Origin of the sequence: Halomonas koreensis (genome assembly GCF_031451675.1) — a bacterium.
Classification (GTDB): Bacteria; Pseudomonadota; Gammaproteobacteria; order Pseudomonadales; family Halomonadaceae; genus Halomonas; species Halomonas koreensis.
The window spans coordinates 78,247-91,521 of sequence record NZ_JARWAK010000003.1; the positions used below are offsets into that span (position 1 = coordinate 78,247).

The window sequence follows — 13,275 nt, forward strand, 5'->3', positions numbered from 1 at the left end:
CCCCTATGCTACTGGAAAAGCAGCGTGCTTTTCGCCCCCTGGGGTCAACGCCCCGATGTTTTTCCTGCCTTGCGGCGCGAGGGGGCGCGCCGGCTATACTCGGGGGCTCAGCCATGGAACACGCACACGAGGAACGAGACGGATGTTCGACAAACTGATGGCCGCCGTGGGCATCGGCAGCGCGCGGGTGGATACCCTGCTGGAGCACGACAGCGCCGAGGCCGGCGGCGTCCTCAAGGGGGAGGTGCTGATCCAGGGCGGCGAGGTCGACCAGGAGCTCGACGCCCTGGTGCTGGACCTGGCCAGCGAGGCGATCAAGGAGGTCGACGACAAGAAGGTGAAAATCGGCCATGCCTGGGCCTCCACCGAGATCAGCGGCGCCATGAGCATCGGCGCCGGCGAGCGGCGGCGGATCCCCTTCGAGCTGACGCTGCCGCTGCTGTCGCCGTTGTCGGTGGGTCGCCAGCATCCCAGGACCTGGGTGGCGACCCGCGCCGATATCGCCATGGCCCTGGATCCCCGGGACAAGGATCCGCTGCGCATCCTGCCCGGGCCGATCCATCGCGCCGCCTTCGAGGCCATGGAGCGGCTCGGCTTCGTGATGACCGGCGCACCGCTCGAACTCTCGCGGAAGAACCCCGCCACCGGCTGCCTGCAGGAGTTCGAGTTCAAGCCCTCTCCCGGCAGCCGCTTCGGCCACCTCGACGAGGCGGAAATCGCCTTCCTGCCCTCCGCCGGCGGCGGCCTCGACCTGCTGGTACAGCGCGACACCCGGGCCACCGGCCTCGGCTCGCTGCTCTCCGAGATGGCCGGCACCGACGAGCGCTTCTACCGCATCTCGCTCGCCGGCGACGAGGGCGCCGAGACGCTGCAGGCCCGGCTCGAGTCCGTGCTGCGCTGACTCGTCGCCGGTCCGGTCCCGCCGCTCAGCGCGCCATGTCCACCACCAGGCGCCCGCGGACCCGCCCGGCCAACAGCGCCTCGGCCTGGTCGATGGCCTCGTCGAGGCCGATCGTCCGGGTGATGGCGTCCAGCTGCTCGGGCGCCAGCAATTCGCCGAGCCGGCGCCATGCCTCCACCCGATCCGCATAGGGCCGCATCACGCTGTCGATGCCCGCCAGGGTGACGCCGCGCAGGATGAAGGGGGCGACGCTGGCCGGCAGGTCCATGCCCTGGGCCAGGCCGCAGGCCGCCACCGTGCCCCCGTAGCGGGTCGCGGCCAGCACATTGGCCAGGGTGTGGCTGCCCACCGAGTCGATGGCCCCCGCCCAGCGCTCCTTGGCCAGCGGACGCCCGGGCTCGGCCAGGGTCCGGCGGTCGATCACCTCCCGGGCCCCGAGCCCCTCGAGGTAGTCCGCCTCTTCCGGGCGCCCGGTGGAGGCCACCACCGAATAGCCCAGGCGTGCCAGCAGGGCGATCGCGTAGCCGCCTACCCCGCCGCCGGCGCCGGTCACCAGCACCTCGCCATGCTCGGGCGCGACGCCCTGTCGCTCCAGCGCCATCACCGAGAGCATGGCGGTGTAGCCGGCGGTGCCGATGGCCATGCATTGCCGGGCGCCGAACGCCGACGGCCGGGGGATCAGCCAGCGGGCGTCCAGCCGGGCCTTCTCGGCCAGCCCGCCCCAGTGCATCTCCCCGACGCCCCAGCCGTTGAGCAGCACGGCGTCGCCGGGCGCATAGGCATCGCTCGCGCTGTGCTCGACGATGCCCGCCAGGTCGATGCCCGGCACCATGGGGAACTGGCGCACCACCGGCCCCCGGCCGGTGATCGCCAGGGCATCCTTGTAGTTCAGGGTGCTGCAGTCGACCCGCACGGTGACGTCGCCGTCCGGCAACCGGGCCTCCTCCAGTTCGGTCAGCGCCACGCGCTGGGTGTCGTCCGGCTTGTCGATCAGGATGGCCTTGAACATGGGCGGCTCCTCTTTTTAGACCGATCGTCTATTCAATGGCATGGAAGAAGGCCGCCTAGCGCGGCAGGCCCTCCAGGTAGGTCGTCAGGAAGGTCTCCAGGGGTTCCGGCCCGCCTTCCAGCCGAGCCCGCATCACCGCGCCTTCCCAGCCGATCCAGAAGGCCTCGGCGAGGCGTTGGCAATCCGCGTCGGCGGCCAGCTCGCCGCTGGCCTGGGCCTCGCCCAGGCAGCTCGCGACCCGCTGTTGCCAGTCGTCGAGGATCGCCAGCAGCGATGCCCGATAGCGCGCCGGCAGGCCGGCCACCTCCTGGCCGAGGTTACCCACCAGGCAGCCGCGCCGGAAATCGTGACGCGCCATCCCGTCCCGGGCGTCGGCGACGAAGGCCTCCAGGCGGGCAAGCGGGGAGCGCGAGCCATCCAGCAGATGACGGTCGAGCTTGGCCGCGAAGTAGGCGGCGTAGTGATCCATCACCGCCTGGCCGAAGGCCTCCTTGCTGGCGAAGTAGTAATAGAAGGAGCCCTTGGGCACGCCGACCCGCTTGAGGATGCCGTCGATGCCGGACGCGGTGAAGCCGTGCTCGGTAAGCACCTCCACGCCGCTGCGGATCAGCGCGGCGCGAGTGTCCGGATCGTCCCGGGGCACCCGGGGCGGTCGGCCGCAGCGCGGCCTGGCTGTCGTCGATTGCGTCATGGCTCGAATATAGACCACTTGTCTACAAATCAAGCCGATGAACGCGACGCTTGCCGGGCCTCCGCCGCGGCGGGGCCCGGGTGGCGGCCTCAGCCGGCGTCGACGAGGCGGTCGTGGCCGTTGTCGAGGAAGGGGTAATCGGTGTAGCCCTCGGCGCCGCCGCCGTAGAAGGTGGCGGGATCGGGGGCCTGCCAGGGCGCGCCGACGCGGATCCGCTCCACCAGGTCCGGGTTGGCGATATAGGGCCGCCCAATCGCCACCGCGTCGCCGATGGCCGCCTCGATCAGGCGCGCGGCTCGCTCGGCGTCGTAGTGGCCGCAGAAGATCAGGGCGCCGCCGAAGCGCTCGCGCATGGCGCGGCGGAAGGCATCGGTGAAGTGGATCTCGCCGCCGGCCCAGTCGGGTTCGTTGAGATGCAGGTAGGCGATGCCGCGGCGCGACAGCTGCTCCGCCAGGTAGAGGGCCATGGCCTCGGGCTCGTCGTCGGTCAGGCCGAAGATCTCGATGAAGGGCGTCAGGCGCACCCCGACCCGCGCCGGCCCCATGACCTCGGCCACGGCGTCGACGACCTCAAGCGGGAAGCGCGCGCGGTTCTCCAGCGAGCCGCCGTAGCGATCGCGGCGATGGTTGCTGCCGGTGGCCAGGAACTGGTTGAGCAGGTAGCCGTTGGCGGCATGGATCTCGACCATGTCGACCCCCGACCGGTCGGCGCGCCGCGCGGCCCGGCGATAGTCGTCGACGATCCCGGGCAGCTCCTCGCGCGCCAGGGCCCGGGGCGGGCTGGTGGGATGGCGCCCGGCACGGCCGTCCGGGAATTCGACGAAGCACTCGGCGCCCTCGGCCCGCAGGGCGCTGGGGGCGACCGGCGCCCGGCCATCCGGCTGCACCCATTCGTGGGACACGCGGCCGACATGCCACAGCTGCAGGGCCAGGCGCCCGCCCCGGGCATGCACCGCCTGGGCCACGCCCCGCCAGCCGGCCTCCTGGGCATCGGTCCAGATGCCCGGCGTGTAGACGTAGCCGCGCGCCGTCGGCGAGATGTTGGTGGCCTCGCTGATGATCAGGCCGGCGCCGGCCCGCTGGCCGTAGTAGGCCTGCTGCAGCGGGCCGGGCACCCCGTCCGGCGTGCGGGCACGCGTCAGCGGCGCCATGAGGATGCGGTTGGGCAGGGTCAGCTCGCCGAGGCGTAGCGGGGTCAGCAGGGTATCGATGGACATGCGATGTCTCCTTGCGAGAAACGGGGCCGGGGCCGCGGTCAGGCCTCGAGCAGGGCCTGGATGCGCCCCCTGAGCCAGGCCCTCAGCCGGTCGTCGTGGGTGCGCCGGTGCCAGACCTGGATCACCCCCACCTCGCCCAGGGGCAGCGGGCAGGGGTGGCTCACCAGCCGGGCATCGCGGCGCGTCGCTTCCTCGGCGACGCTGGCCAGGCAGGTCAGCAGCAGGTCGCTCTCGGCCACCAGGCGCGGCGGCACCGTGAAGCTGGACAGGCCGGCGACGATGCACCGATCGCGCCCGAGCTCCCGCAGGTGGCGATCGACGAGCCCGTCCAGGTCGCCGGTCAGGGTGGTCACCAGGTGGTCGCAGGCCAGATAGGCCTCGAGATCCAGGCCCTCGCCGAGGCGCGGGTGGTCACGCACCGACAGCACCCGAAAGCCCTCCCGATGGACGCGCTGCTGGTAGCAGGTCGCCGGCAAGTCCTCGAAGAAGCCGGCGATGGCGATGTCGCAGGCCCCCGTCTCGAGCTCGCCCCGCGGCAGTCGCCCCCGGGTGTTGTGGGTCACCAGCTGGAGGTTCGGCGCCTCCCGGCGAATCACCGGCAACAGCCGCGGCAGCAGCAGCTGCTCCATGTAGTCCGTGGTGAACAGGTGGACGCGCTCCTCCCGGGCCAGGAAGTCGCCCCCCTCGCACAGCTCGAAGAAGCCCTCGAGGCTGGCCACCAGCCGCTGGACATGGGGCGCCAGCTCGTGGGCACGCGGCGTCGGCGTCAGGCCCCGGGGCGCGCGCACGAAGAGGGTGTCGCCGAAGGCGTCCCGCAACCGCGCGAGCCGATGGCTCAGCGCCGGCTGGCTGAGCGCCAGGCGCCCCGCGGCGGCGGACACGCTGCGCTCCTGGTAGAGCACATGGAACAGCCACAGCAGGTTGAGATCCTTGCCGGCGAGATTCATTCGGCGAATACCTGGTATCGAAAAACACCAATTCCCGAATAGTAACGCCTGACCTAGGCTGGAGGCCACATTCCGGCGGGAAGCCGGCCGATGCCGGCCCCGCCCCACTCGGAGACTCGCCATCGTGAGCCAACATATCCTGATCGTCTTGACCTCCCATGACCGCCTCGGCGACACCGGGGAGAAGACCGGTTTCTGGCTGGAGGAGCTGGCCGCGCCCTACTACGCCTTCCGGGATGCCGGCTGCGAGCTCACCCTCGCCTCCCCCGCGGGCGGCCAGCCGCCGCTGGACCCCAAGAGCGACGCCGAGGAGAGCCAGACCGAGGCCACCCGCCGCTTTCGACAGGATGCCGAGGCCCGGGCCCAGCTGGCCGACACCCGTCGCCTGGCCGAGGTGCGAGCCGAGGACTTCGATGCCGTCTTCTATCCCGGGGGCCACGGCCCGCTCTGGGACCTGGTCGACGACCCCGACTCGATCCAGCTGATCGAGGCCTTCTGGGCACAGGGCAAGCCGGTATCGGCGGTCTGTCACGCGCCCATCGTGCTGCTCCATGCCCGGGACCAGGACGGCGCGCCGCTGGTCGCGGGCCGCGAGGTCACCGGCTTCACCAACGGCGAGGAGGCCGCCGTGGGGCTGACCGACATCGTGCCGCAGCGGGTCGAGGACGCCCTGATCGAGCAAGGCGCCCGCTATTCCAAGGCCGAGGACTTCGCCCCCTACGTGCGCCGGGACGGACGCCTGATCACCGGCCAGAACCCGCCCTCCTCCGAGCCGGTCGCCCGCTGCCTGCTCGAGGCCCTGGGCAGCTGATCGCCCACGCAAAAAAAAGCCGCCCGATGCGGGGCATCGGGCGGCTTCTCGATATTCGGTTGGTGGAGCCTAGCGGGATCGAACCGCTGACCTCAACACTGCCAGTGTTGCGCTCTCCCAGCTGAGCTAAGGCCCCACGTCGTTGCTCGGGATGTCTCCGCGAGAACGAGGCAAATCATACGCCGGCTCGGCGGCGACGTCAACCCCTGCCGGGATCGGCGCCGGCACGGGGAAAACGAGCCTCGAAACGCGAAGAAGCCGCCGGATGCGGACACCCGGCGGCTTCTTCTCGATATTCGGCTGGTGGAGCCTAGCGGGATCGAACCGCTGACCTCAACACTGCCAGTGTTGCGCTCTCCCAGCTGAGCTAAGGCCCCACGCTGTCGCTCGCGATCATGCCTTGCGAGAACGGGGCGTATCATAGGGAAGCGAGCGGCGGCCGTCAACCCCTGGCCCGCCGCGGGCCCCTCTCCGCCGAAGCCAATTCCCCTTAAGGCGATGTTGTGCCACGCTAGAGGCTAATGCACGGAGCGCGACGCCGGAGATCGGCATCGCCACCGACAGCCGACGTCATTCAACATCTATCAGGAGCCACTGCCTTGATCAGGGTTCTCGTTGCCGACGACCACCACCTGGTAAGGACCAGCATCGCCCACCTGCTCGATGCCGAGGCGGACATCACCATCGTCGGCGAGGCCGCGGATGGCGAGGAGGCCATCCAGCAGGCTCGCGACCTCAAGCCGGACATCGTGCTGATGGACATCCGCATGCCCGGCATCGGCGGCCTGGAAGCCACCCGCAAGATCCACCGCTTCACCAGCGACATCCGCATCCTGGTGCTGACCGCCTTCCTCGAGGAGACCTTCGCCCAGCGCCTGCTCGACGCCGGCGCCGACGGCTTCATCAGCAAGGGCTCGCAGCACGACGAGATGGTCACCGCGGTGCGCAGCGTCTTCGCCGGGCAGCGCTATATCAGCCCGGAGATCGCCCAGCGTCTGGTGCTCTCGCGGATCGACGCCAGCGACAACCCCTTCGACCAGCTCTCCCAGCGCGAGCTGCAGGTGGCGATGATGATCGTCAACTGCCAGAAGGTGGCCGACATCGCCGATCGCATGTTCCTGAGCCCCAAGACGGTCAACACCTACCGCTATCGCATCTTCGAGAAGCTGGGCGTGCATTCCGACGTCGAGCTGACCCACCTGGGCCTGCGGCACGGCCTGGTGGACGGCTTCAGCGAGGTCGAGTGACGCCGCCGGCGGCGAGTCTGGTACCATGACGCCATGATTCCCGTGACCGCCGCCCGATGAGTTTCGATTCCCGCCAGTTCCTCGCCACCGTCACCGAAGCCCCCGGCGTCTACCGCATGCTCGACGACCAGGGCGAGACCCTCTACGTGGGCAAGGCCCGGCGACTCAAGGCGCGGCTGGCCAGCTACTTCCGCGGCGCCCTGAACACCAAGACCCAGGCGCTGGTCGCGCGCATCGCCGACATCCAGGTCACGGTCACCCGCAGCGAGACCGAGGCGCTGCTGCTCGAGCAGACGCTGATCAAGGAACAGCGGCCGCCCTACAATATCCTGCTGCGCGACGACAAGTCCTACCCCTTCGTCTTCGTCACCGACCGCCATCCCTTCCCGGCCCTGGAGTACAAGCGCGCGCGCACTCGCCACGACGACGGCCGCTACCTGGGCCCCTACCCCAGCAGCGGCGCGGTGCGCGAGAGCCTGTCGCTGATGCAGAAGATCTTCCGCATCCGCAACTGCGAGGACAGCGTCTTCGCCCACCGCACGCGCCCCTGCCTGCAGTACCAGATCGGCCGCTGCAGCGCGCCCTGCGTGGGCTACATCGACGAGGCCGACTACCGCCGCGACCTCGAGCACGCCATCCAGTGCCTGGAAGGCAGGAGCGAGGCGGTGACCCGCGAGCTGACCCGCGACATGGAGGCGGCGAGCCAGGCCCTCGAGTTCGAGGAGGCCGCCCGGCTGCGCGACCAGATCCAGCAGCTGCGCCAGCTGCAGCAGCGCCAGGTCGTCGATACCGACGGCGGCGACGCCGACGTCTTCGCCCTGGCCTCGCGCCCGGGGGCGCTGTGCATCTCGGTGCTGGCGGTCCGCCAGGGCCGGCTGCTGGGAGCGCGCCACCATGCGCCGACCAACGATCTGGACCTGACCGCCGAGCGCCTGCTCGGCGACTTCGTCAGCCAGTACTACCTGGGACAGGCCCGCGAGATCCCCGCCGAGGTGATCACCAGCCACCCGCTGCCCGACGCCGAGCTGCTGGCCAGCGCCCTGGGCGAGCGCGCCGGCCGGCGCATCCGGGTCACCGACCAGGTACGCGGCCACCGCGCCCAGTGGCGCGAGCTCGCCCGCACCAACGCCGAGCAGCAACTGGCCGGCCAGCTGACCAGCCAGACCCAGCTGGCCCGACGCTTCGAGGCCCTGCGCGAGGCGCTGGACCTGGACGCCCCGCCCCGGCGCCTGGAGTGCTTCGATATCAGCCACAGCCAGGGCGAGGCCACCGTCGCCTCCTGCGTGGTCTTCGACGCCGACGGCCCCCGCAAGTCGGACTACCGGCGCTTCAACATCGACGGCATCGAGCCCGGCGACGACTACGCGGCCATGCGCCAGGCCCTGACCCGGCGCTTCCGGCGGCTCGCCGACGGCGAGGGCGAGCGTCCCGACATCCTGGTGGTCGACGGCGGCAAGGGCCAGCTCAACATGGCTCGAGAGGTGTTCGACGAGCTCGGGGTGACCGGCGTGAGGCTGCTCGGCGTGGCCAAGGGCAGCACCCGCAAGGCCGGCCTGGAGATCCTCTACCTGGAGACCACCGATCGCACCCTCGACCTCGACGGCACCTCCCCGGCCCTGCACCTGCTGCAGCACATCCGCGACGAATCCCACCGCTTCGCCATCACCGGCCACCGCACCCGCCGCGACAAGACCCGCCGGACCTCCACCCTGCAGGACATCCCCGGGGTCGGTCCGCGACGGCGGCGCGAACTACTGCGCTTCTTCGGCGGCCTGCAGGGCGTGAAGCAGGCCAGCCGCGAGGAACTGGCCCGCGTGCCGGGCATCAGCCACGCCCTGGCGGAGACGATTCATCGCGCCCTGAATGGATGAGCGTCGCCGAGGCGGATAGAATGGCGCGATACTCGGCATCCCCCCACCTCAGGCAAGGACCGCAGCATCGATGAATATCCCCAACCTCCTGACCCTGGCCCGAATCGTCTTCATCCCGCTGCTGGTGGTGCTGTTCTACCTGCCCTTCTCGTGGAGCATGCCCCTGGCCGCGGCGCTGTTCGCCCTGGCCTCGGTGACGGACTGGCTGGACGGCTACCTGGCCCGGCGCTGGGACCAGTCGACGCCCTTCGGCGCCTTCCTGGACCCGGTGGCCGACAAGCTGATGGTGGCGGTGGCCCTGGCGCTGCTGATCGAGCGCTATGATGCGGCCTGGCTGACCCTGCCGGCGCTGGTGATCATCGGCCGCGAGATCGTCATCTCGGCGCTGCGCGAGTGGATGGCCGAGATGGGCAAGCGCGGCAAGGTCGCCGTGTCCTGGATCGGCAAGGTCAAGACCACCCTGCAGATGGTGGCCCTGCTGCTGCTGCTGGCCTTCGCCCCGGGCACCCAGGTCGCGGCGCTGGGGGTGGCCACCCTCTACGCGGCCTCGCTGCTGACCCTGTGGTCGATGATCCAGTACCTGCGCGCCGCCTGGCCGCACCTCAGCGACTCGATGTGAAAGGGGCGCGAAAAGCGTTTGACAGTCACCGACTTATCCGTATAATACGTCCTCGAGTCAGGCGGGAATAGCTCAGTGGTAGAGCATCGCCTTGCCAAGGCGAGGGTCGCGAGTTCGAATCTCGTTTCCCGCTCCAACCTTCCCTCGGGAGCGCTGGAACTGACTCAAGACAGAGTCAATGCGAGGATTTCGAATCCCCGCTCCATTCAACATACGAATGGCTTGACTCATGAGGCTGGATGGCAGAGTGGTTATGCAGCGGACTGCAACTCCGTGTACGCCGGTTCGATTCCGACTCCAGCCTCCACTTTCCTTTTGCTGCCCGCTCGAACCCCGCCCGGATGGCGAAATTGGTAGACGCAAGGGACTTAAAATCCCTCGGTGGCAACACCGTGCCGGTTCGAGCCCGGCTCCGGGCACCATGACCCCCTGATCCGACCAGCGCCCGACTTGCCAAAGGGGACCGCCCCCATGACGCTGGCGCCACTGCGCGACCCCTACTTCACCCATCGCCATCGACGCCTGCTGCACGTGCTGCGGGTCGCCCTCGCGCTGGGCATCACCTACGCCATCACCGAGGCCTTCGCCATCCCGCACCGCGGCTGGGCGCTGGTCAGCACCGTGATGGTCATGGGCAACCTCCCCCATATCGGCGGCGTGCTCGACAAGGGCCGCCAGCGCCTGCTGGGCACCCTGCTCGGCGCCGCCTGGGGCCTGGCGCTGATCGCCATGCCGGTCGCCGGGCACTGGCTGCTGCCTCTCGGCGCCCTGGCCGGCATCGCCCTGGCCACCTGGATCACCTTCGGCAAGCGCTACGGCTATGGCGGCCTGATGTTCGCCATCAGCCTGCTGCTGGTGGTCGGCGACGGCACCCAGGAGCTCGGCGTCGCCCTGTGGCGCAGCCTCGACGTCCTGCTGGGCACCCTGATCGGCATCGCCGTGACCGTCCTGGTGCTGCCCCACAAGGCTACCGACCTGCTGCGTTTCGCCATGGCCGACAACCTGGACCACATGGCCCGCCTCTATCACGCCCACACCTCCGCCGGCGCCGGCCTGGACGTGGATACCCGGGAACTGCTCAAGGCGTGCAGCAAGCTGCTGGTCAAGCAGCGCGGCCTGGTCGATGCCATCCACCGCGAGCACCGCCTGACCCGCGCCGAGCAGGACGACCTCATCTCGCTGCAGCGGCGCATGTTCTCGACCATCGAGCTGCTGCTGGAGACCCACTGGAACACCCGCGCCGGCCACGAGCGCATCGACGCCATGCACGGCCTGCGCGACCAGCAGCATACCCTGGCCCGCGGCATCGGCACCCTGGCCTTCCAGGTGCGCACCGGGCAGCCCGTCGACGTCGAGCTTGCCCCCTTCGACCTGCAGCGCCACGCCGCCCTGGCGGGCGACGCCTACGCCGAGGACGGGCGGCGACTGTTCAGCCCCAGCGGCTACCTGTGGCTCAATCGCGAGCTCGCCCGCCTGACCGGCGAGCTGATCGAGCGCCTGGGCGGCCTGGAGCGCCTGCCCAGCCGGCGGCTGCGACGCGGCGCCAGCCGCAACGGCCTGGTGGACGACCGGAACCCGGCCCCTCCCCATCGAAGAGGACACCCCTGATGCGCGACATCGAGCACGAGGTGCTGATCATCGGCGGCGGCGTCGCCGGCCTGGTGCTGGCGCTGGAAGTCGCCGAGCGACGCCCGGTGACCCTGCTCCAGCCCGAGCGGGACGGCCAGGGCGCCAGCCGCTGGGCCCAGGGCGGCATCGCCGCCGTGCTCTCGCCGGACGACGACATCGAGGCCCATGTGGCCGACACCCTGGTGGCCGGGGACGGCCTGTGCGACGAGGCGGCGGTGCGCTTCACCGTGGAGCAGGGACCGGCGGCCATCGCCTGGCTGCTGTCGCTGGGCGTGCCCTTCACCCCGGATCCCGATCCCGCGGCCGGCTACCCCTATCACCTGACCCGCGAGGGCGGCCACGGGGCGCGGCGCATCATCCATGCCGACGACGCCACCGGCCGCGCCGTGGTGGAGACCCTGCGCCGTCATGTGGCGGACCACCCGGCCATCCGCCTGCGCCACGACCTGACCGCCATCGGCCTGATCGCCGACACCGCCGGCCAGTGCCGCGGGGCCCGCTGCCTCGACGAGCACGGCCGCGTGGTAGAGCTGCTGGCCGCGGACACCGTGCTCGCCACCGGCGGCGCCAGCGGCCTGTTCCGCCACACCACCAGCCCGGACCCGGCCTGCGGCGAGGGCATGCTGATGGCGGCCGAGCTGGGCGCCGAACTGATGAACCTGGAATTCCAGCAGTTCCACCCCACCTGCCTGTACGACCCGGAGGGCCCGCCCTTCCTGATCAGCGAGGCGGTGCGCGGCGAGGGCGGCCGGCTGCTCGACCTCGAGGGGCGACGCTTCATGCCCGAGGTGGATCCCCGGGCCGAGCTGGCGCCGCGGGACGTGGTGGCCCGTGCCATCGACGCCGAGATGCAGCGCGGCGGCGGCGACCACGTGTGGCTCGACGTGCGCCACCTCGGCGAGGCGAGGATTCGCCACCACTTCCCGACCATCCATGCCCACTGCCTGGCACGGGGGCTGGACATCGCCGCCGCGCCCATCCCGGTGGTCCCCGCCGCCCACTACAGCTGCGGCGGGGTCGCCACCGACCTGGAGGGCGCCACCACCGTGCCCCGCCTCTACGCCATCGGCGAGGTGGCCGGCACCGGACTGCACGGCGCCAACCGCATGGCCAGCAACTCGCTGCTGGAGTGCCTGGCCTTCGCCCGCAGCTGCGGGCGCCGCCTGCGCCACCCCCGGCCGGCGTCCCGCGCCCCGCTGACGCCCTGGCAGCCGGGCCGCACGCCGATCCCCCGGGAAGAGATCGCCGAGATTCGCAAGGCCCTGCGAGAGGAGATGAGCGCCCGGGTGGGGATCGTGCGTCACGACGCCGGCCTGGCGACCGCGGCGCGCCGCCTGGCCGAGCTCGCCGAGCGCCTGGCCCCGCGCCTCGACGCGGCCGCCCCCGACGCCGCGCTGGCGAGCCTGTGGCACGCCCTGCGGCTGGCCCGGCTGACCGTGGCCTGCGCCCGGGCCCGGCGCGAGTCGCGTGGCCTGCACTTCAACCCCGACTGCCCGGTCCACGGCGACCCCGATCCCCGCCCCTCGCGCATCCGCCTCGCCGACCTCGACGACGACTGACGCCGCCGGGCACACGCCCGGCGGCGTCAGGGGATGACCTGAAGGACGCGGCTCAGGCCCCGGTCACCAGGGCCTGGCGGAGCCGTCGGAGAGCCTCGGGATCGCCGCTGTCGGGCCACAGCCAGAGCCGCCGCGCCCCCAACCGCAGGCCGATCAGCCAGGGCCCCAGGTAGTCGCAGCGCAGCGGCGTTTCCTGCCAGCCCCCGCCCCGGGCATCCCGCCAGGCCCAGAGGGGGCCGGCCCTCGCCCGCGGCGTCAGCCGCAGGAGGCCGGCGGGGCGCCGACGCGCGACCCGGACCAGCACGCCCCCCAGGACCGCGGCCGCCACGGCGGTGAACCACCCCGGCTGATGGACGCCCAGCCAGGCGATCACCGCCAGGGCCGCGCTCGCGTGGGCGAGCAGCGACAGCCTAGAGGGAACGATAGTGATCGTTGTCGGTGTTCTCGGCATGTTCGACGATCATCTGGACGATGCGCCGTCGCTCGGGCTCCTCGGGCCACTCGCGGCGCATCAGCCAGGCGAAGAGATCCTGGTCCTCCTCGCCGATCAGGGCGCGAAAGGCGGCCTGATCCCGCGCCTCGAGCCCGTCGTAGCGCTGCTCGAGGAAGGGAATCAGCAGCAGGTCGAGCTCCCACATGCCACGGCGGGAATGCCAGTAGAGGCGCTTGCGCTGGGCAGCGGCCGCGGACGCGTCATCGTTCAAGGTCGGCCTCGTCGTTCGGATGGATGTGCCGACCAGTATACCCGAGCCCCGCTCCCCCCGGCAGCCCGTC

13 protein-coding genes and 5 tRNA genes are annotated in these 13,275 nt (G+C 71.0%); 10 read left to right on the forward strand and 8 right to left on the reverse strand.

Annotated features, from left to right (window positions below; all coding sequences use genetic code 11):
* The first annotated feature begins 142 nt into the window (after positions 1–142).
* On the forward strand, positions 143–901 hold the full coding sequence (locus QC818_RS04660) for a sporulation protein (RefSeq protein WP_309651684.1): 759 nt from the start codon (positions 143–145) through the stop codon (positions 899–901).
* A gap of 25 nt (positions 902–926) precedes the next feature.
* Here QC818_RS04660 and acuI read toward each other — a convergent pair whose 3' ends face one another.
* From acuI to QC818_RS04680, 4 genes are all read right to left on the reverse strand, one after another.
* Positions 927–1,910 (reverse strand): acrylyl-CoA reductase (NADPH), encoded by a 984-nt coding sequence (gene acuI / locus QC818_RS04665; RefSeq protein WP_309651685.1) that lies wholly within the window; start codon positions 1,908–1,910, stop codon positions 927–929.
* 55 nt (positions 1,911–1,965) lie between these two features.
* A complete protein-coding gene (gene acuR / locus QC818_RS04670; RefSeq protein ID WP_309651686.1) occupies positions 1,966–2,601 on the reverse strand; it encodes an acrylate utilization transcriptional regulator AcuR in 636 nt (211 codons plus the stop codon).
* Between the two features lie 89 nt (positions 2,602–2,690).
* Positions 2,691–3,818: an alkene reductase gene (locus tag QC818_RS04675; protein ID WP_309651687.1), complete on the reverse strand. Its 1,128-nt coding sequence runs from the start codon at positions 3,816–3,818 to the stop codon at positions 2,691–2,693.
* Positions 3,819–3,856: 38 nt separating this feature from the next.
* Positions 3,857–4,765 carry a LysR family transcriptional regulator gene (locus QC818_RS04680; protein ID WP_309651688.1) on the reverse strand — a complete coding sequence of 303 codons (909 nt, stop codon included), beginning with the start codon at positions 4,763–4,765 and terminating at the stop codon, positions 3,857–3,859.
* A gap of 124 nt (positions 4,766–4,889) precedes the next feature.
* Here QC818_RS04680 and QC818_RS04685 point away from each other — a divergent pair, with 124 nt between their 5' ends.
* Complete coding sequence (locus tag QC818_RS04685; RefSeq protein WP_309651689.1) at positions 4,890–5,576, forward strand: type 1 glutamine amidotransferase domain-containing protein; 687 nt, start codon at positions 4,890–4,892, stop codon at positions 5,574–5,576.
* 60 nt (positions 5,577–5,636) lie between these two features.
* Here the strand turns inward: QC818_RS04685 and QC818_RS04690 are convergent.
* A tRNA-Ala gene (locus QC818_RS04690) sits at positions 5,637–5,712 on the reverse strand.
* Positions 5,713–5,877: 165 nt separating this feature from the next.
* Positions 5,878–5,953, reverse strand: a tRNA-Ala gene (locus tag QC818_RS04695).
* 222 nt (positions 5,954–6,175) lie between these two features.
* Between QC818_RS04695 and uvrY the strand changes: the two genes are divergently transcribed.
* From uvrY to nadB, 8 genes are all read left to right on the forward strand, one after another.
* Complete coding sequence (uvrY, locus tag QC818_RS04700) at positions 6,176–6,823, forward strand: UvrY/SirA/GacA family response regulator transcription factor (protein WP_309651690.1); 648 nt, start codon at positions 6,176–6,178, stop codon at positions 6,821–6,823.
* A gap of 56 nt (positions 6,824–6,879) precedes the next feature.
* The gene (uvrC, locus tag QC818_RS04705; RefSeq protein WP_309651691.1) at positions 6,880–8,694 is read left to right on the forward strand and encodes an excinuclease ABC subunit UvrC; all 1,815 of its coding nucleotides are present in this window, start codon (positions 6,880–6,882) and stop codon (positions 8,692–8,694) included.
* Positions 8,695–8,764: 70 nt separating this feature from the next.
* Positions 8,765–9,313 (forward strand): CDP-diacylglycerol--glycerol-3-phosphate 3-phosphatidyltransferase, encoded by a 549-nt coding sequence (pgsA, locus tag QC818_RS04710; RefSeq protein ID WP_309651692.1) that lies wholly within the window; start codon positions 8,765–8,767, stop codon positions 9,311–9,313.
* A gap of 61 nt (positions 9,314–9,374) precedes the next feature.
* Positions 9,375–9,449, forward strand: a tRNA-Gly gene (locus tag QC818_RS04715).
* Positions 9,450–9,546: 97 nt separating this feature from the next.
* Positions 9,547–9,620: transfer RNA gene (locus QC818_RS04720), tRNA-Cys, on the forward strand.
* 28 nt (positions 9,621–9,648) lie between these two features.
* Positions 9,649–9,735 (forward strand) — tRNA-Leu (locus QC818_RS04725).
* Positions 9,736–9,784: 49 nt separating this feature from the next.
* Positions 9,785–10,921, forward strand: coding sequence for an FUSC family protein (locus tag QC818_RS04730; protein ID WP_309651693.1), 1,137 nt, complete (start codon positions 9,785–9,787; stop codon positions 10,919–10,921).
* On the forward strand, positions 10,921–12,501 hold the full coding sequence (gene nadB, locus QC818_RS04735) for an L-aspartate oxidase (RefSeq protein WP_309651694.1): 1,581 nt from the start codon (positions 10,921–10,923) through the stop codon (positions 12,499–12,501). Before QC818_RS04730 ends, nadB begins: the two co-directional genes overlap by 1 nt.
* 52 nt (positions 12,502–12,553) lie before the next feature.
* Here the strand turns inward: nadB and QC818_RS04740 are convergent, their stop codons facing one another.
* Entirely contained in the window at positions 12,554–12,952 is a 399-nt protein-coding gene (locus QC818_RS04740) for a hypothetical protein (RefSeq protein ID WP_309651695.1), read from the reverse strand.
* Positions 12,912–13,205: an FAD assembly factor SdhE gene (locus QC818_RS04745; protein ID WP_309651696.1), complete on the reverse strand. Its 294-nt coding sequence runs from the start codon at positions 13,203–13,205 to the stop codon at positions 12,912–12,914. Before QC818_RS04745 ends, QC818_RS04740 begins: the two co-directional genes overlap by 41 nt.
* Positions 13,206–13,275: the final 70 nt, after the last annotated feature.